The organism is Enterococcus sp. AZ009 (assembly GCF_050548785.1).
Lineage (GTDB): Bacteria > Bacillota > Bacilli > Lactobacillales > Enterococcaceae > Enterococcus_D > Enterococcus_D entomosocium.
Window position 1 is genome coordinate 1,555,299 of record NZ_CP172960.1, and the last position, 18,073, is coordinate 1,573,371.

Annotated in this window: 22 protein-coding genes and 1 other annotated feature; of the genes, 14 read left to right on the forward strand and 8 right to left on the reverse strand. The window is 39.8% G+C overall.

Annotated elements, in window-relative coordinates; genetic code table 11:
* The first annotated feature begins 55 nt into the window (after window positions 1-55).
* From IGJ74_RS07415 to IGJ74_RS07425, 3 genes are read left to right on the forward strand one after another with little or no spacing between them, the layout of a single operon-like run.
* The gene (locus IGJ74_RS07415; protein WP_005236700.1) at window positions 56-988 is read left to right on the forward strand and encodes an ABC transporter ATP-binding protein; all 933 of its coding nucleotides are present in this window, start codon (window positions 56-58) and stop codon (window positions 986-988) included.
* Window positions 989-1,001: 13 nt separating this feature from the next.
* On the forward strand, window positions 1,002-2,147 hold the full coding sequence (locus IGJ74_RS07420; RefSeq protein ID WP_034878640.1) for an ABC transporter permease: 1,146 nt from the start codon (window positions 1,002-1,004) through the stop codon (window positions 2,145-2,147).
* Window positions 2,134-3,306, forward strand: a complete 1,173-nt coding sequence (locus IGJ74_RS07425) for an ABC transporter permease (RefSeq protein WP_218193322.1) — start codon at window positions 2,134-2,136, stop codon at window positions 3,304-3,306. Before IGJ74_RS07420 ends, IGJ74_RS07425 begins: the two co-directional genes overlap by 14 nt.
* A 52-nt stretch (window positions 3,307-3,358) precedes the next feature.
* On the opposite strand, the gene IGJ74_RS07430 is transcribed toward IGJ74_RS07425, so the two are convergent.
* The 3 genes from IGJ74_RS07430 to IGJ74_RS07440 form a co-directional block, all read right to left on the reverse strand.
* A complete protein-coding gene (locus IGJ74_RS07430) occupies window positions 3,359-4,330 on the reverse strand; it encodes a diacylglycerol/lipid kinase family protein (RefSeq protein ID WP_008379780.1) in 972 nt (323 codons plus the stop codon).
* 461 nt (window positions 4,331-4,791) lie between these two features.
* The gene (locus IGJ74_RS07435; RefSeq protein ID WP_005236692.1) at window positions 4,792-5,040 is read right to left on the reverse strand and encodes a hypothetical protein; all 249 of its coding nucleotides are present in this window, start codon (window positions 5,038-5,040) and stop codon (window positions 4,792-4,794) included.
* 16 nt (window positions 5,041-5,056) lie between these two features.
* Window positions 5,057-5,569: a membrane lipoprotein lipid attachment site-containing protein gene (locus IGJ74_RS07440; protein ID WP_008379783.1), complete on the reverse strand. Its 513-nt coding sequence runs from the start codon at window positions 5,567-5,569 to the stop codon at window positions 5,057-5,059.
* Between the two features lie 395 nt (window positions 5,570-5,964).
* On the opposite strand from IGJ74_RS07440, the gene bsh reads away from it, so the two are divergent.
* On the forward strand, window positions 5,965-6,939 hold the full coding sequence (bsh, locus tag IGJ74_RS07445; protein WP_005236690.1) for a choloylglycine hydrolase: 975 nt from the start codon (window positions 5,965-5,967) through the stop codon (window positions 6,937-6,939).
* 58 nt (window positions 6,940-6,997) lie between these two features.
* On the opposite strand, the gene IGJ74_RS07450 is transcribed toward bsh, so the two are convergent.
* Entirely contained in the window at window positions 6,998-7,525 is a 528-nt protein-coding gene (locus IGJ74_RS07450; protein ID WP_005236688.1) for an FUSC family protein, read from the reverse strand.
* 367 nt (window positions 7,526-7,892) lie between these two features.
* On the opposite strand from IGJ74_RS07450, the gene IGJ74_RS07455 reads away from it, so the two are divergent.
* Both IGJ74_RS07455 and IGJ74_RS07460 read left to right on the forward strand, forming a co-directional pair.
* Window positions 7,893-8,591, forward strand: coding sequence for a hypothetical protein (locus IGJ74_RS07455; RefSeq protein ID WP_218193147.1), 699 nt, complete (start codon window positions 7,893-7,895; stop codon window positions 8,589-8,591).
* 628 nt (window positions 8,592-9,219) lie between these two features.
* A complete protein-coding gene (locus IGJ74_RS07460) occupies window positions 9,220-9,729 on the forward strand; it encodes a QueT transporter family protein (RefSeq protein WP_008379785.1) in 510 nt (169 codons plus the stop codon).
* Window positions 9,730-9,812: 83 nt separating this feature from the next.
* On the opposite strand, the gene cbpA is transcribed toward IGJ74_RS07460, so the two are convergent.
* A complete protein-coding gene (gene cbpA / locus IGJ74_RS07465; protein WP_008379786.1) occupies window positions 9,813-10,451 on the reverse strand; it encodes a cyclic di-AMP binding protein CbpA in 639 nt (212 codons plus the stop codon).
* Between the two features lie 155 nt (window positions 10,452-10,606).
* Here cbpA and rpmG point away from each other — a divergent pair, with 155 nt between their 5' ends.
* The 4 genes from rpmG (at window position 10,607) to IGJ74_RS07485 (ending at window position 13,223) form a co-directional block, all read left to right on the forward strand.
* Window positions 10,607-10,759 carry a 50S ribosomal protein L33 gene (rpmG, locus tag IGJ74_RS07470; protein ID WP_005229764.1) on the forward strand — a complete coding sequence of 51 codons (153 nt, stop codon included), beginning with the start codon at window positions 10,607-10,609 and terminating at the stop codon, window positions 10,757-10,759.
* A gap of 12 nt (window positions 10,760-10,771) precedes the next feature.
* Window positions 10,772-10,942: a preprotein translocase subunit SecE gene (secE, locus tag IGJ74_RS07475; RefSeq protein WP_005229766.1), complete on the forward strand. Its 171-nt coding sequence runs from the start codon at window positions 10,772-10,774 to the stop codon at window positions 10,940-10,942.
* Window positions 10,943-11,061: 119 nt separating this feature from the next.
* Window positions 11,062-11,604 (forward strand): transcription termination/antitermination protein NusG, encoded by a 543-nt coding sequence (gene nusG / locus IGJ74_RS07480; RefSeq protein WP_005229769.1) that lies wholly within the window; start codon window positions 11,062-11,064, stop codon window positions 11,602-11,604.
* Window positions 11,605-11,732: 128 nt separating this feature from the next.
* A complete protein-coding gene (locus IGJ74_RS07485) occupies window positions 11,733-13,223 on the forward strand; it encodes a DUF1576 domain-containing protein (RefSeq protein WP_008379789.1) in 1,491 nt (496 codons plus the stop codon).
* A gap of 154 nt (window positions 13,224-13,377) precedes the next feature.
* Here the strand turns inward: IGJ74_RS07485 and sdaAA are convergent, their stop codons facing one another.
* Window positions 13,378-14,250, reverse strand: a complete 873-nt coding sequence (sdaAA, locus tag IGJ74_RS07490) for an L-serine ammonia-lyase, iron-sulfur-dependent, subunit alpha (protein WP_008381622.1) — start codon at window positions 14,248-14,250, stop codon at window positions 13,378-13,380.
* Window positions 14,251-14,263: 13 nt separating this feature from the next.
* Window positions 14,264-14,929, reverse strand: a complete 666-nt coding sequence (sdaAB, locus tag IGJ74_RS07495; RefSeq protein WP_005229781.1) for an L-serine ammonia-lyase, iron-sulfur-dependent subunit beta — start codon at window positions 14,927-14,929, stop codon at window positions 14,264-14,266.
* A gap of 318 nt (window positions 14,930-15,247) precedes the next feature.
* On the opposite strand from sdaAB, the gene rplK reads away from it, so the two are divergent.
* The 4 genes from rplK to rplL all read left to right on the forward strand — a co-directional run bounded on the left by rplK (window position 15,248) and on the right by rplL (window position 17,648).
* The gene (gene rplK, locus IGJ74_RS07500; RefSeq protein ID WP_005229787.1) at window positions 15,248-15,670 is read left to right on the forward strand and encodes a 50S ribosomal protein L11; all 423 of its coding nucleotides are present in this window, start codon (window positions 15,248-15,250) and stop codon (window positions 15,668-15,670) included.
* A 100-nt stretch (window positions 15,671-15,770) separates the two neighbouring features.
* Entirely contained in the window at window positions 15,771-16,460 is a 690-nt protein-coding gene (gene rplA / locus IGJ74_RS07505; RefSeq protein WP_005229790.1) for a 50S ribosomal protein L1, read from the forward strand.
* A 63-nt stretch (window positions 16,461-16,523) separates the two neighbouring features.
* Window positions 16,524-16,650, forward strand: a sequence feature (ribosomal protein L10 leader region).
* Between the two features lie 65 nt (window positions 16,651-16,715).
* On the forward strand, window positions 16,716-17,216 hold the full coding sequence (gene rplJ, locus IGJ74_RS07510) for a 50S ribosomal protein L10 (RefSeq protein WP_005236672.1): 501 nt from the start codon (window positions 16,716-16,718) through the stop codon (window positions 17,214-17,216).
* A 60-nt stretch (window positions 17,217-17,276) separates the two neighbouring features.
* Window positions 17,277-17,648 carry a 50S ribosomal protein L7/L12 gene (gene rplL / locus IGJ74_RS07515; RefSeq protein WP_003127081.1) on the forward strand — a complete coding sequence of 124 codons (372 nt, stop codon included), beginning with the start codon at window positions 17,277-17,279 and terminating at the stop codon, window positions 17,646-17,648.
* Window positions 17,649-17,767: 119 nt separating this feature from the next.
* Here rplL and IGJ74_RS07520 read toward each other — a convergent pair whose 3' ends face one another.
* On the reverse strand, window positions 17,768-17,941 hold the full coding sequence (locus IGJ74_RS07520) for a hypothetical protein (RefSeq protein WP_005236653.1): 174 nt from the start codon (window positions 17,939-17,941) through the stop codon (window positions 17,768-17,770).
* Window positions 17,942-18,073 lie beyond the last annotated feature (132 nt).

Genomic DNA, 18,073 nt, shown 5'->3' on the forward strand with positions numbered 1-18,073 from the left:
TTCTTAAACTTTATTATAGTCAGATTAACAAGAAATTTGGAAGGAGTTTTTCATCATGATTATTGAAATTGATAAATTAGTTAAACGCTATGGTGATTTTGTGGCATTGAATCATTTTGATCTGCAAGTACAAGAAGGGGAAGTTTTAGGATTATTGGGACCAAACGGTAGTGGGAAATCGACTGCTATCAATTGTATGCTCTCTTTGCTAAATTATGACAAAGGCACCATTAAACTGTTTGGATCAACCATGACCCCTGAAAACTATGCCGTTAAAGCAATGATCGGCGTCGTTCCTCAAGATGTTGCCGTCTTTGAAGAACTAAGTGTACAAGAAAATATCGATTATTTTTGTGGTTTATATGTTGCTGACAAAGAGAAACGGCAAGCATTGATCGAAGAAGTCATACAATTAGTGGGATTGGAAAATTTCGTGACTTTCCATCCAGGTGAGCTGAGTGGTGGCTTGAAACGACGGTTGAATATTGCCTGTGGGATCGCTCATAAGCCACGCTTGATTTTTTTAGATGAACCAACAGTCGCCGTCGATCCCCAAAGTCGTAATAAAATTTTGGAAAGCATCAAAGAGCTGAATCGCCAAGGAGCAACGATCGTTTATACGACCCATTACATGGAAGAAGTGGAAATTCTTTGTGACCAGATCGTGATTATGGATCAGGGACAGGTGATTGCCAAAGGGACCAAGGAATCTCTGAAAGACATGGTACGCACGGCAGATCGTTTGACCATCGACATCCCCTTACTGCCAGACCATGTATTGGCTACAATTCAAACCACCATTACTGCTGACGGGATCGTTTATAAAGAGGGACAGCTCCAAGTAACAACGACGGAACTCAATACGGTCTTGCTCCCCATTTTGACGCTCTTACAAGCAGAGAAAATCAGTTACGGAAAAATTGCAACCAAAGAAGCGACCTTAAATGATGTCTTTTTAGAGATCACGGGCAAGGAATTGAGAGACTAAAGGAGGGGAAAACATGTTTTGGCATTTTTACAAATATCGCACAAAAGTGCTGTTGCGAAATAAATCCATGCTGTTTTGGACGTTGGCGTTTCCCATTCTCTTAGGCCTAATGTTTATGGCGGCCTTTGGGGAGATCGATCAAGCAGGAAATTTAGAGACAATCACGACGGGAATCGTAAAAAACGGGGATCAATCAGCGCTTTCGGAAAATTTTTCCGCGGTCCTTGAACAAGTGGAAATCAATGAAAAACCATTATTTGATCTTAAGGAACTATCAGAAGCAGAGGCAGTTGAAGAGCTGAATGCGGGTGATTTAGCTGGGTTTTATCTGATAGCTGACGAAACGATTTCACTCCATGTGGGGCAAGCGGGCATGAGTCAGACGTTGATGAAAAATGTAATGGATCAATTTTTACAACGTACAGCGATTATTTCTAGTAAAGCAGCAGAACTTGAAACGCTTGATCTTGCACCAATTATGGCCGCGTTTGAACAGGAAGCGACTTTTCAAGAAGTGAATGCTGATCGTGACATGAGTGTTAAAAGTTTTTATTTCTTTACTTTGATTGGGATGGCGATCCTCTATGGGACGATGTGGGGTGTTCGCAATGTTCAGGATCAGCAAGCCAATCAATCCGCGAATGGGATTCGGCTTTCCTTGATACCAAGAAAACGCACATTGGTTTCAAGTGCGAATTTAGCGGCGAGTTTTACGATTGTGTTAGTAGAAGTCTACATTATTTTAGCGGTTTTTCGTTTTGTCTATCAAGTAGACTTTGGTGAACGATGGCAGTGGCTACTACTGGTTGCCGCGTTGGGATCATTGTGTGCGATTTTGCTAGGAACATTGATTGGAAATCTGACGCCAAAAATGAATCTGGTGCAAAAGGATGGCATTTTGATTTCCGTGACGATGGCGATGAGCTTTTTTGCCGGGATGATGGGCTCGGAACAAATCAAGTATTGGCTTGATCTACATGTGCCGATACTGGGGCAAATAAATCTCGTCAATTTGATCAGTGAAAGTCTCTATCAATTATACTACTATACAGATCTGGCTAGCTTTTATACCAATCTTTTATGGTTGACTGGCTTTATCGTCCTTTTCGCAATTGGAAATACTTGGATCGAAAGAGGGGTGCGCTATGACGCTTTATAAAACGATTTGGACTTTACTGAAGGCCAATAAGTCGAATTTACTAATTGGAGTACTGATCACTGTGGGAGTTACATTCTTTTATGCACAAAGCATCGACGTCGAAAACACCTCTTTACAAGAAGCCAACATTGCTTTGATCAGTGAAGAGGAGTCGCCAGTCGTTGACGGTCTTCGGGACTACTTGAAGGAGAAGCAGACCTTGGTCACTTTGGAGGGTACCTCACAAAAAGAAATTGATGATGCCCTTTATTTTAATCGCATAAACATCGTCTTGCATTTACCAGTAGATTTCACGGAACAGGTGGAGGCCGGCCAGATGCCAGCAATCGAGATTCAAAGCCGGCCAGATGCTTTCTCTAAAACCATTGTCACCCAGCAAGTGAACACGTACTTACAGACGCTTTTGCTTTTTAAAGAAGAAGGTAAAACAGTTAGTGAGGCGATAGAACAAGCACAAACAGCGCTAGCCGTCACTGGGCAAGTTGAACTCAGTACAGAATATAGTCAACGAATGAAAAAAATGTTAACAAGCATGACCTTTAACTTATTGTCATATGGTCTCTTTCTATCAATATTTAGCGGGTTTGGCGTGATCAATATGGCCTTTAATCGCAAAGCAATCAGCAAGCGAAACCAGAGCGCCCCTCTTGCTAAACGTGTCTTACAGCGGAAAATCCTGTTAAGCTTGATCAGTTATTCGCTGCTCTTAACTTTCGGCTTTTTATTACTGATGGTGTTATTAGTGATCCGCACGTCTTGGGATACAGCAGCTTGGTACCACATTTTGAACACGTTCTTGTTTTTATTACCAGTCATCAGCTTCTCGGCGTGTGTCACTTCCCTGGTGAAAAATTCAGAAGCAATCGGCGGGATCAGCAATATCTTTATAACCGGCAGCTGTTTTATCGGTGGTGTCTTTGTATCAGCTAATTTCCTGCCAGATATCGTCAATAAAATCGCGGCGTTTACACCAACGTATTGGTTTGTTCAAAACAATACCTTGATTAGCGAGACCCTCACGTACAATCAAGGGTTTACTGAATCGTTTTGGTTCAATGGCTTTGTCTTGGTTGCATTTGCAGCAGTATTTTCAATGATTCATTTTGTTTTGGGAAAAGAAGGAAGTCCTCGTTGGCAGTACAACTCAGCGAAAAACTAACAGGTACACAGAAAAAAACGATACAAATCGTTGCTGATTTGTATCGTTTTCTTTATGGGCACCAAAATAATTGATTGGCAGTAGTAAAGGTAATATCAAAGGGACGTTGGCCCATTTCTTCGCCATCTTCTTGTCCATGTTGGGGCACGGTAGAGATAATTCTCAGCTTCGACGTGGAGAGATGATGAAAGTAGCGTGAATTCATGTGTTTCTTACGCATCAGTAAACCGATCAGCCAGAAAATCTTGAAAATCGACACACGCTCAACGAGCACGAAATCAAACTTTTTCTCTCTGACTGAAGCGGTTGGGGCGATTGCAACACCGCCGCCAAAGTAAGGATGATTGGTCGTGGTGCACAAAAAAGCTTTTTTATAACTGAATTGTTGCCCATTACACTCGACTAAGATCGGAAAACCTCTTTGAAGAAACAAAACGCGGATAATTGCAGCGATATAGGAAAAGGAGCCGAGGTTGAACTTATTAAGACTGCTTTTTGCCACAGAGTGATTGGTGGTATAGACGATTGCCGCATCAAGACCAATACCCACATTATTAAGAGCGATGCCGTTTTCCTCTTGGATCTGCTCTTCATAGCGGATAATGGCCAATTCTTGGGGCTTAGTAGTACCGGCAATTTTCCAAAACGCTTTTTCCGGCTCTCGTGGCAGATCGATACTTCGCGCAAAATCGTTTCCCGAGCCAGCGGGGATGTAAGCAACGGGAATTTGTTGTTGTTCAAGTTGTAACTCTGATACTACTTGGTGCAGCGTTCCATCACCGCCGATAACCACCAATAATGGATAAAGCATCTCGCCATTTTCTAAATAGACATCATCCCAAGGCAAAAGTCGTTCTTTTAAGAGTTTTCTGGTGATGTTCCGTTCGTCGCCGGGTGATTTGGTTAGGTAGATTTGATGGGGGAAACGATGTTTTTTTACGATTCTTTGCACACGTTCCGCCGCTTTTTTTCCTCGTCCACTACCTGAAGCAGGGTTTACGAGGAAGTGATAATAATAGTTCATTTTATGAATAGCTCCATATCGTTTTTTCGTTCAATGCGGTTAATTATAGCATGTTTCGACAGAAGGCGGGGAGACGATGCCTGAAAAAAGAGCAAAAAAATAGATTCGACGATTGTGCTTTCTGGGTTTTCAAAGGTTCTTATGTCCACTTTGATCCTCAGGTAATGATGCCCATCGCCGAATCCTATTCAATTAGTAAGGAGTAACTCAAATTCCCACATCCTTTGTCTTTTATTCTAAGTTGACAACAATTCTTTTCTTGCAGAACCTGCTTCGTCTGCTTTACTGGGAATCCTTGCTCCTTACACTTATAGTATAGCACATTTTTCTCTTTTAGCAATCGCTTACATGATTTGGTTGTTGTCTTTTAGATAAATTTAAATAGTTTAAATAAAAGATAAAGGAAAAGCAAAACCGAGTTTTCATTCGATTTTGCTTTTATGTCTTTTAGAAAGTAGCAGTCATTCTTTTTTTGGATTTTTCACAAAAATTAAAATCAAAATTGGAACCACTAAAAATATAATCGCATTATTGATTATCAGCACATCGTAATTACTAAAATTAAACGGATTATTTTGCCATGTTTGAAACATAAATCCCAGTAAATTTTGAGTATGGGCAAGATAAAATAAAGCAGAGGTGCCTAGTATGTTAAGGATTATTGTGATCACACATAAAATCCGTACTAGCTTAATTAGTACTTTTTTCATAGGAGAGCTCCTTTAGTTATTGCTGCATTTCTGGTAGATTGGCGAAGGCTTCAGTTAGTTTCACAGATTCTTCTAAAATATCCATATAGATATCGTAGTAAGCCCAGCCGTCACCTAGATCAGCCGCTTCAATTGTCTCAGTGGTTGTTTGAAATTCTCTCATCAAATCAGTGTAGCTACGCATAACAGAAGTGTAAGCGGACAAATCATAAGTTTCGGGATTGGCAATATACCCTTCAACTTCTGCGATCAGATCAGCGTACGTATCAGATAATTTTTCAAGTTGTGCTTCCAATTCATCAGAAGCTTGCTCATTCGCTTGGCTGTCAATTTCTTCTTCTGAGCTCTCATTAGTTTCAATCTCTTCTTCTTCAGAAGCAGCGACATCCTCAGAATCTTCGGAGCTTTCCATTGTTGTTTCAGTTGTTTGTTGTGACGATTCGACAGTATCACTTTCCACATCTTCACTAGAGCAACCAGCCAGGAATAAAGTGGATACTAGTACAAAACCAAATAAAATCTTTTTCATTTTTAAACCCCTTTTTTTCAAAATAAATTGTAATATTTTGCTTATATTATAATTTATGAAGAAATATTTTTTTGTATCTAAAAAAGAACATATCCTTTCTTTTTTAGATACTTTATTTATTTTACCTTGAAAAGCCTCACAAATAAAGAAGTATCTGGTTGTTTTAACCATTATTTAACTATATTTATGTGTATTGTTATAAAAAGTGATAAAAAAAGCGTTTTTTCTATTTTGTGTAAAAATTCGAAAGGTTTGCATTTTATTGAGAAAAGATATTAAAATAACTATAATATATCTAATTATCTTTTTATTATTATTTATTGCTTTTTCCTTGTTAAAAAAAAGCGATAGGAGTAAATTAGAAGTGTAAAAAACTTATTTTAGGAGGAAGTATTATGTGTACTGCGTTAACTTATGTAACGAAAGATCATTATTTTGGCAGAAATTTTGATTATGATGTTTCTTATAAAGAAGTAGTGACCATTACTCCGAGAAATTATCCATTCAAATTTCGCAAAGTAAGTGAAATAGATCACCATTACGCAATGATTGGGATTGCTGCTGGTGTCGCTGAGTATCCACTGTATTATGATGCGGTCAATGAAAAAGGTTTAGGTATCGCTGGATTGAATTTTCCAGAAAATGCTGTCTACAATGAATTTCAAGAAGGAAAAGAGAATGTTACGCCTTTTGAGTTCATCCCATGGCTCTTAGGACAATGCGCTACTGTCGAAGAGGTAAAAGGGCTATTAGCCAATGTCAATCTCGTTCGGATCAATTTTAGTGAAGATTTGCCTCTATCGCCTTTGCATTGGATGATTGCTGATAAAAAAAGTGCCATCGTTGTGGAAAGTATGAGTGATGGCCTTCATATTCATGAAAATCCGGTGGGAGTTTTGACAAATAATCCACCATTTGACTATCAATTGTTCAATTTGAATAATTACCGTGTGTTATCATCGAAAACTCCGGAAACTCATTTTTCTGACAAGGTGGATTTTGATGAATATAGTCGTGGAATGGGCGGCTTAGGTCTGCCAGGAGATCTTTCTTCGATGTCTCGCTTTGTCAAAGTAGCTTTTACCCGATTGAATTCCGTTTCTGGAGAATCTGAATCCGAAAGCATTAGTCAGTTCTTCCATATTTTAGGTTCGGTTGAGCAACAAAAAGGACTTTGTGACATAGGCAATGAGCGCTATGAGTACACGATTTATTCTTCTTGCTGCAATACAGATAAAGGAATCTATTACTATCGTACGTATGAAAATAGTCAAATCGTTGCAGTTGATATGAATAAAGAAGATTTGGAAGGTAATGTACCGATTTCTTATCCATTAATTGAAGACCAACAAGTTCTTTTCAGTAACTGATCCATTCTTAAAAAACCATCTCAAAGCTGTTTTGAGATGGTTTTTTTCTTTTTCATTTTTAAAATGAATCACTCTCATTTGTTGTCGTCTTCGTCCCTGCGGTACTTTTATTCGGAAATGGAAAAAAGCGGTTCACCAATATTGCAATCGTCATGCCGATAAAACTATCAACAATCCGATTAAAAGCATACAAGTAAGATTCAGTTTGAGGAATCATAAATAAAATCGTCAATAGTGTGGCACAAGCACCAACTGTTCCCTCGGAGTAATCAAATTTGACCAATAAAGCGATCATTAACATGATCACTAAAGGGATTGCAATCATTTGAATAAAGGACGAATGTCCGAAAAAGTTAAATATCGCAATACAAAATACAGAAGCGATTGCGCCGAAGCTGTTACCGGCAATCCGATGTTTCCCGTATTTGACGGTATTCTCATGATCTTCTCTTAATGTGAAAACAGCTGTGATCGTTGATACGACGTAGGTTTCACGATTCAAAAGAACACTAATCAAAATACAGAGGAATACACTGATTCCAGTTTTTACATTTCTTAAGCCAAAGGTCAATCCAAATAAGTTCAATCATGCCATCCTCTCAAAACAAATTTCAACGAAGTCGATTATACCACATTGCAGACGGTCAATTGCTTAGATTTTCAGAAAAATGAACAACGATTCTTTCATCGTACGTTGACAGGCAAATTTTATCAGTCGTCGAGAAGCTAGCTTGATACCATGCAATTTTCAACTTTGAGTGTTGAAAGGAATACAATAAGTGACCCCAACCCTAAATGAATTGACTTTCGTTGCCATCGCTTAAGACTCCTTTTTTTATTTCTCAGTGTGTTCAACGTTTAAATAAGTGTTTTGATAAAAAAATATTTATTGTTCATAAAAAGTTTGTTTTTTAGATATTATATTGAGATAATCAAAATAAGGAGGGTTTAAAATGAAAAAAGTGTCAATACTATTTGTTCTTTTACTTGGCTTTGTTGTTTTTCCGATGACAGTTTTTGCTGCATCTTCACCAAGTGTGAGCTATCAAACAAATATCCAGTCTCAAGGGTGGCAATCATGGAAAACAAACGGTCAGACGTCAGGGACCACAGGGAAAGCCAAGCGACTTGAAGCAATCAAGATAAAAATTACTAACGAAAAATACAAAGGGAATATTGAATATAAAACCTCCATTCAGAAACAAGGCTGGGAAAAATCGTTTAGAAAAAATGGGACTCTGTCTGGTACAAGTGAAAAAGGACAACGGTTGGAGGCGATCCAAATCAAACTCACCGGTGAGATCGCTAAGTATTACGATGTCTATTATCGAGTCAATGCACAACAATTTGGCTGGATGGGGTGGGCGAAAAACGGACAGTCTTCAGGAACGTCTGGCTTTGGTTTTCAACTGGAAGCAATCCAGGTCAAACTGGTGAAAAAAGGTGGGAAAGCACCTGGAACGACGAATGATGCATTTAGAGATGGACTGAAAAAATATGTAGACAAACGGGGCAAAGGGCTGATCAAAGGCTCCAAACAAAAGATTTATCATATACCGGGGAGTCAATATTATAATAAAACGACCAGTCCAATTCGGATGTTCAAGACAGAGGTGGAAGCCTACAAAGCGGGCTTTCGACCAGCTAAATAGAGGTGTGGCAGGCATTCGCTGAGTAAACATCTATGAGAAATTGCTTTACCAAAAAGGTAACGAGGCAACGAGAAGAAAGCTATTTTTGATCAAAAAGTAACTGAATCGTCTGATTCATTCTAAACATCCCTTTCCGTTAGCGAAAAGGGATGTTTTACGTATTCAAGATGATTTCTGTGCGTAGATCCGACGAATCTTAAAGTAATTCAGCACTTAACCTTTCATCACGAGATGCGCCTTGATTTAGCGAGGTTTCAACACAAAGCCACTATCTTCATCGTTCATTTCTTCGGTAGGCGTAAAAATAATATTTTTCCCATCTCTTTCAAGGGTAAAGATTGAATCACAAGCCATTAGGAAATCTGACGATGGATGATTCATTGATAGTCGAATAGGGATAGAAAATGAAAGCTGCGAAGTGTTTCTTTGAATCAACGAATGAAGGAACAGAGGGAGCAATTCCATCTGCATAAAGTTTTGTCAGGTGATTTCGAGATGATTTGATGATTAAATGGCCGGTTTAACATTGATATATGGCTATTAATGTGTATAATAAGTACTTGTGCGAAGCGCACCGCGGTTCATCAACCATCCCGCGTAATCAAAACTCGGAGAAAGTAGGGATCAAATGGAAAAATCAACAAATCTAACCAATCAACGTTTGCGTGTCGTCGCAGCCAATGGGATCATTATGGCACTTTATGTTGCTGTAACGGTTCTAGTCTCACCCGTTGCCTCAGGAGCGATTCAATTTAGGATATCTGAAGGATTGAATCACTTGGTCGTTTTCAACAGAAAATTGATGTGGGGTGTCGTTGGCGGGGTTGTAGTGTATAACATGTTCTTCGGAATGGGGATCTTGGATGTCGTATTCGGCGGTTTCGGAAGCTTCTTGGCTTTAGGAGCAACTGCATTGGTATATAAGAAGATTCCAAATGTTTTCGTAAGACTGGCATTTAATACCATTGTTTTTTCATTAAGTATGTTCCTGATTGCGATTATGCTAAATATCACCTTAGCATTGCCTTTCTGGCCAACATTTGCAACAACGGCATTGAGTGAATTTATTGTAATGACGATTACGGCACCGGTGATGTATATCATCAATCGTGCCGTTCGCTTCGATAAGCGCGTGTAAAAAAAGCTTGTTTTTTGCTTTGATGGTTCTCAAAAAACAAGAAAAAAGATCATTCCTAAGAAATGAAGGAATGATCTTTTATTTTATTCTGCTTTTAAGTCTTCGATCTCCACAACTTTGAAGTTTTTCGCTTCTAGTTGCGCCACGATCTTGTCGCATAATTCTTTTGATGTGTTTGCTGGTAAAGTGATCATCGTACGACGAATAAATTCGTCTTTACCGATGTCGAGAGTGATACAGCTAGCGATACTGCTGTATTTTGCGATTATTTTTGAGATAACCGCTAAGTCGCCTTGTTGACCTGTCGATGCGATCGTCAACACATAGCTTCCTTGTTCGACGCTCCATGATTGTGACAACATATTCAATAAGGAACTATGAGTCAAGATACCGTAAAATTGATTGTTTTCATCTAGTACCGCAATATAAGGCAATTCTTTGATTGTAAAGAAAACCTTAAAAAATGAAGAGTTGACATAAATGAACTTCGTCGCATTTTTTAGCAGATAGGTGACGGGTAAAGTCATGTCACCGCCATTTGCTTTATGGCGATAGATGTGCATTTTATAAATATTTCCTCTAAAAATCTTTCCTGATTCATCTAGGATAGGCACACAACGATAACCAGACTCTTCTAAAATTGCCAGCGCTTCTTCTAAGGTAGCTGTTTCCTTTACCGTTGTTAAATCGCGTTTTTTGTAGACCATTGTTTTTAATAACATAATTTTCCCTCCCAAATACCCATTTAACACCATTATCATACCACAAAATCAGCAGAAACTATATTTATACGACAGAAAATCAAAAATTGACACAATCTTAAATAAATGGTATTTTTAGTGTTGGAAAACTTTATAAAAAGGGGGAGGACACTAAGATGGCAACGAAAAAAGCTGCTTTGGCTTGTTCTGTCTGCGGATCCCGCAACTATTCAAAATCAGTCAGTGAAGGTAAAAAAGGCGAACGCCTTGAAATCAACAAATTTTGCAAGTATTGCAATCAATATACTTTGCATCGTGAAACGAAGTAAGGAGGGAATCGAATGAAATTTTTGAAAAATGTTGTTGAAGAAATGAAAAACGTTTCTTGGCCATCAAAAAAACAATTACGCAAAGATACATTTGTGGTGATTCAAACAACCATTATTTTTGCATTGATGTTCTTTGTGATGGACACACTGATTCAAACGGTCTTCAATTGGATCCTAAAGTAACACTTCTTACTGATAGCGCTAGTCATTTATCACAAATCGTGCTATAATCGCTTTGAGGAAAAACTTCGGTGCAGCTGAGGTTTTTTTATTTTACAAAAAAGATGGGGAGTCCGAAAAAAATGGAATCTTTTGAAAAAAATTGGTATGTACTGCATACGTATTCTGGCTATGAAAACAAAGTAAAAGCGAACCTAGAGTCACGTGCACAAAGCATGGGGATGGGTGATTATATTTTCCGTGTCGTCGTTCCCGAAGAAGTAGAAACAGAAGAAAAAAACGGCAAAACCAAAGAAATCGTTCATAAAACATTTCCTGGCTATGTATTAGTTGAAATGGTCATGACGGATGAATCTTGGTACGTGGTTCGGAATACACCAGGAGTGACTGGTTTCGTTGGCTCTCATGGTGCAGGAAGCAAGCCAGCGCCTTTATTACAAGAAGAAATCAATTCAATTTTACGTTCGATCGGTATGAGTACTCGGACAGTTGAACTGGAAGTCGAAATTGGCGAAACCGTCAAAATCATCGAAGGTGCGTTTTCTGGTCTAGAAGGACAAGTAGCAGAAATCGATGAAGAAAAACAAAAACTAAAAGTGAACATCGATATGTTCGGTCGTGAAACCAGTACAGAACTTGATTTTGAGCAAGTAGATAAAATTTAACTGCTGGATAGACTAGCATGAACGGCTCATTTACGGTAAAATAACAGTAATGAGAATAAAGTGGACCAATTCGTTGGCCCACTTTTTTTCTCAAAATGAGTAAGCGCTTTATAAGAGGAAGGGGTCTTATGTCAAAATTATTTGCTTTTTTTAGAGTAAAGTTTCACAATGATTTTCATCCCCATACTAAAGGGATGATCTCTGTACATAATGGGTATAGCTTGTTGTTTCTTTTTAATTTGCTGCTGTTTTTCTTTGCCATGTTGTTTTTCGATCCAAGGGTGGCAGTCGAAGAGCTCAAGTTGATTTTATTTTCGGAAAGTCATCTTGTGACAGATTATATTGCTATGACTTCTGTAGGGTCGGCTTTATTAAACAGCAGTTTGATGACGTTTGTAGCGATCTCGATTTGCTATCATTATCGGGTGCCGATCACAGGAGGCGCGGTGTCTGCTATCTTTATGGTGACTGGGTATGGTTTTTTTGGGAAAAATCTACTAAATTTTATCCCGATATTTTTAGGCGTCCGTCTGTATTCGTATTTTATGAATGAACCATTGAAAAAATTTCTGTTGATTGCCTTGTATGGATCGTCGGTTTCTCCAATCGTCAGCTATTTTGCATTCAATGACTCACTACCGCCTTATTTTAGCTTGGTGATGGGGTACGGTATTGGAATTTTTACCGGTTTTTTGATGGTTCCCATGGCCTTATATTTTCAAGGACTATTTCAAAGCGTCAGTTTATACAGTGCTGGATTCACTTCAGGAATGTTGTGTACATTAGTCGCCGCTATCTGTCGGATGTTTGGCCTAACGATTGAGCTAAGAACATTGGTGTCGCAAGAACAGCAGCCGCGTTTGATTCTCATGATGCTGGTTTTAGGAAGTGTGTTCGTAGGCTATGGGTCGCTGATGGCAATCAAGAAAAAACGATTGAATATGCGAGCGATTTGGTCTCATAGTGGCAAAATCGAACGAGATATCTTACGTGATACCGGCGTTTATAATACGATGATCAACATGGGATTGATGACGTTTTTGCTTGTGGCATATGTCGTCAGTATTGGTGCGGTTTTAAATGGACCAGTTATCGGTGCGATCTTTTGCGTCATCGGCTTTTCTGCTTGTGGCTCTCATGTCTTTAACTCGCTGCCTTTATTGGCAGGGGTGACGATTGCCAATCTATTGAGCGTATACACCATCAACGAGACGGTTACAGTCACGTCAGCGATTTTTGCGATGATGCTCTGTGCAGTAACAAATGCCTATGGCTGGAAAGGCGGCTTGGTGGTCGGTTTTGTGCACGCCTCAATGGTACTGAATATTGATTTCTTACATGGAGGTTTGAATCTGTATAATAATGGTTTTTCTGGCGGGCTAGTCGCCATGATGATCATTCCCTTATTGGATCTCAGCAAACAGCTTTGGCAAAAATCAGCCGATCAGGCGCAAGCTACCAAGGATGAAAAACCACAAATGGACTTGAAAGCACAAGAAAGCGAGCAGCCATTGGTCCCATTGGATCAAACAGAAGGAAAACCTAAATTTTCCGAGCCTGTGAAGGTATTAAAACCCGTTGCCCAAAAGAAACACTATAGGGTAGGCGAGTGGGAGTAGAAAAACCGCCAATGTCATTTGTTACTTGTTTAACAAGCAGGGAGTACTTGTCTTTTCGTCGTTGGAAATAATGGGAAAATGAAAACCAACCAAGAACAAGCAAAGATTGGTTGTTCTTGGTTGGTTTTTATTCGTGTTCATTTCTAAAAAAACATCAACGATTGGCTTCTAAGATTTCTGCCTGTAGGCGTTGGGCAGTCGGCGTCATGGCTAGACCACCTTCAGCCGTTTCCTTGAAAATGCTAGGCATTTGTCGTCCTACTTGATACATCGCTAAGACCACTTCATCAGGTGGGATGACACTTTCGATTCCTGCTAATGCCATGTCGGCAGAGATAAAGGCCTGGGAAGATCCCAGGGCATTGCGCTTCACGCAGGGGACCTCGACTAAGCCCGCGACAGGGTCACAAATCAAGCCCATCATATTTTTTAAGGTGATCGCCACCGCTTGAGCCGCTTGGTGAGGGGTGCCACCTTTTGCACAAACCAAAGCCGCCGCTGCCATTGCGCTAGCAGAACCGATCTCTGCTTGACAACCGCCTTCGGCACCGGAAATCGAGGCATTGTTGGCAATCACCAGGCCAAAGGCGCCGGCTGTAAACAAAAAGTCGACTTGTTGCGCTCGAGTCAGTGCCAAACGCTCACGTACGGCCATCAATACACCAGAAACAACACCCGCACTACCGGCAGTCGGTGTTGCACAGATCAAGCCCATTTTCGCATTGACTTCGTTGACTGCAATGGCATTTTGGACCGCTTGTAGAATGGTTTCTCCGCTTAAAAAATCACCGGCAGCAAGGTAGTCGTTCATGCGAGTCGCATCGCCGCCGGTCAATCCCGTCACCGATTTTACACCAGCGACACCTTCAGCGACTGATTGTTCCATAACAACTAAATTCTTTTCCATGATTGCAAGGATTTGTTCGCGACTACGACCAGTATTTTCTGCTTCGATCGCAATCATCATCTCTGCAACGGAAGGATAATTTTTACTTTCTATTACTAACTCTTCTATTGTATAGAACATGTGCTTATCTCCTTTAATCAAAATACGCAGCGCTGTAAACGTGCGGCAAAACTTTGATTTGTTGCGCCAGCTGATCATTGCGCTGATCGACTTCGATGATCATGATTGCTTTATCACCGACAGCTTCTCTCGTAACGGTCATCGTACCGATATTGATTTGAGCCTCTGATAATAAATTGGTTACTTTCGCAATCATTCCCGGAACATCTTGATGGACGATCACATAAGTAGGGGTACCCAGTGTCAGAGAAATTTTGAAGCCGTTAAGCTCTGAGATTTGAATGTTGCCACCACCGATCGAGATGCCAGTGACAGATAGTTTGTGGCTACCTTTTGTCAAAATCATCTTGACCATATTCGGATGTTCCGCTTTTTCTTTTTTAGGGACGAATAAGACTTCGATCCCTTTCTCATAAGCGATTTTTAAAGAGTCCGCTAGGCGAGCATCATCTGGCTCCATGCCTAAGAGACCGCCAACTAACGCAATATCGGTTCCATGACCGCGATAGGTTTTAGCAAACGATTCATACAACAGGATATCTACACTGTCTGGCTGTTCGCCAAAAATACTGCGAACGATTTTTCCGATCCGGGCAGCACCGGCGGTATGAGAACTGCTGGGACCCACCATGATGGGTCCGATTATGTCAAATACACTGCGGTATTTTAATTGTTCCATTTTTTTCACCTCGATAGTAGTAAACGAATAGGGAAGAATTCCAGTAGTAGTGTAGCATAAAAAAATGAGAGAATGAAAAAAGCAGACCAAAAGCAAGTGATTTTTATTTCTTTTTTTAGCGATGGACTAACGAAAAGCGCTGGTGAGCATTTTTTCAAAAAAATCAGCTGAAAAACCTTGAATTATTCCATAAAGATGCTATAATATTCCAGTGTGCTTTCGTCACACGTTTTTTGTGTGTGCACATGAATCACCAAAGTGGGAGGAGAAATTTGGATCTCCAATTAACCACATCACGGACTCAAGGAGGTATGTCTCGTGGCAAAAAAAGTAGAAAAAATCGTTAAATTGCAAATTCCTGCAGGTAAAGCAACACCAGCTCCGCCGGTAGGTCCTGCGCTAGGTCAAGCGGGTATCAACATCATGGGATTCACTAAAGAATTCAATGCTCGTACAGCTGATCAAGCAGGTTTGATCATTCCAGTAGTGATCTCTGTATACGAAGACCGTTCATTTACGTTCGTTACAAAAACACCACCAGCAGCAGTATTGTTGAAAAAAGCAGCAAACGTTGAAAAAGGTTCAGGCGAACCAAACAAAACAAAAGTTGCAAAAGTTTCACGCGATCAAGTAAAAGAAATCGCTGAATTGAAAATGGAAGACCTAAACGCAGCTGACGTTGAAGCAGCAATGCGCATGGTTGAAGGAACTGCACGAAGCATGGGGATCACTGTAGAATAATTACAGCCCTAAGGAAGTAGCTTCTCAGTCGGCTTCATATTGAAAAATATGGGACACGTGGGAGGTTCTACCGTTATAACCACATCAAGGAGGAAACAAAATGGCTAAAAAAAGCAAAAAAATGCAAGAAGCATTGAAAAAAGTTGATGCTACAAAAGCTTATTCAGTTGAAGAAGCAGTAGCTTTGGCAAAAGAAACAAATATTGCAAAATTCGACGCAACGGTTGAAGTTGCTTACAAATTAAACGTAGACCCTAAAAAAGCGGATCAACAAATCCGTGGTGCGGTTGTATTACCAAACGGTACTGGTAAAACACAAACAGTTTTAGTTTTTGCTAAAGGCGATAAAGCCAAAGAAGCAGAAGCAGCTGGTGCTGATTTCGTTGGTGACGACGATATGGTTCAAAAAATCCAAGGTGGCTGGTTCGATTTTGACGTTGTTGTTGCAACGCCTGACATGATGGCTACTGTTGGTAAATTAGGTCGTGTATTAGGCCCTAAAGGTTTGATGCCTAACCCTAAAACTGGTACAGTAACAATGGACGTAACAAAAGCAGTTAACGAAGTAAAAGCTGGTAAAGTTACTTACCGTGTTGACAAAGCTGGGAACATCCACGTACCAATCGGAAAAGTTTCTTTTGAAGATGACAAATTGATTGAAAACTTCAAAACGATCCATGAAACATTGTTGAAAGCTAAGCCTTCAGCAGCAAAAGGGCAATACATGAAAAATATCTCAGTTACAACAACATTTGGTCCTGGGATCCATGTAGAACAAGCTTCTTTCTAATTTAATACAAAAATTCAAAACTTTTATTGACTTGACTACCTTATCTGTGGTAAGGTAGTCAAGGTTAAAAGTTTAACTGTACCGAAGACAGTAGGTGGCATTTGCCTTAATTTCCTACCGAGGACGTTTATTGAGAATCTTCAATAGTCCCTCTATGTCTACGGTGGCATAGAGTTTTTTTATTGTCCTTTATAGGACAAAGGAACAGTTTGTTTCGAAGAAACTCTTCCATCAAAATCAGGAGGTGAAATATAAATGAGTGAAGCAGCTATCGCTAAAAAATCCGCGATCGTTGATGAAGTGAGTGCAAAATTCTCTGCAGCCGCATCTGTAGTCGTTGTTGACTACCGTGGACTAACTGTTGATGAAGTAACTCGCTTACGTAAACAATTGCGTGATGCAAACGTTGAGATGAAAGTTATCAAAAACTCAATTCTTTCTCGTGCTGCTGAAAAAGCTGGTCTAGAAGGTTTAGGTGAAGTATTCACTGGCCCTACTGCCGTAGCATTCAGTAACGAAGACGTTGTTGCACCTGCAAAAATCATTAACGATTTCGCAAAAGACGCAAAAGCTTTAGAAATCAAAGGCGGTATCATCGAAGGCAAAGTTTCTTCATTGGAAGAAATTACTGCATTGGCGAAATTGCCAAACCGCGAAGGACTTCTTTCTATGTTGCTATCTGTGCTACAAGCACCTATCCGCAACGTGGCTTACGCTGTCAAAGCAGTGGCAGAAAAAGAAGAAGATGCAGCATAATTGCCGCATAATTTTTCAGTATTAAAAACTAAACTACTTACTTAAATGGAGGAAAACAAAATGGCATTGAACATTGAAAACATTGTCGAAGAGCTAAAAGGCGCGACAATCTTAGAATTAAACGATTTAATTAAAGCTATCGAAGAAGAATTTGGCGTATCTGCTGCAGCTCCTGTAGCTGTAGCTGGTGGAGCTGGCGATGCTGGTGCTGCTGAAGAACAAACTGAATTCACTGTAGAATTGACTGCAGCTGGCGATCAAAAAGTTAAAGTTATCAAAGCAGTTCGTGAAGCAACTGGCTTAGGCTTGAAAGAAGCGAAAGCAGTCGTTGACGGAGCTCCTTCAGCAGTTAAAGAAGGCATCTCTAAAGACGAAGCTGAAGCATTGAAAGCAGCTTTAGAAGAAGTTGGCGCTTCAGTAACAGTTAAATAATTTTTCTTAGTGTCAAATCTTTTCGTATGAAGGGGTTTGGCGCTTTTTTTGTTAGAGGCTGAGATTCCTAAAAAGTAATAAGCAGCGATCCTCGTTTTTTTATGAGCGAGGATCGCTGCTTATTTTTTTCGAAATTGTTGGAATAAGAACACGAAAATAAAAAAGAAAAATGCTTCCCACAACGTTGTGGTCCAACTAAAGCTGCGGTTAATACCAAAAACGAGATTACCAATATTGGAAACCACCAAATACAAGGCTGTTGCTAGCAAAGAATAGCCGAATCGTTTGCCCATCATTACGCCTCCCTTTGCTATGATTGTAACAAGTCAAAAGAGTTGTGGCAATCAATTCTGATGCAGTGATGATAAATTGATCGATAGAAAGAGAAAAACCGAACGGTCCGTAGTGATCGTTCGGTTGAAGAG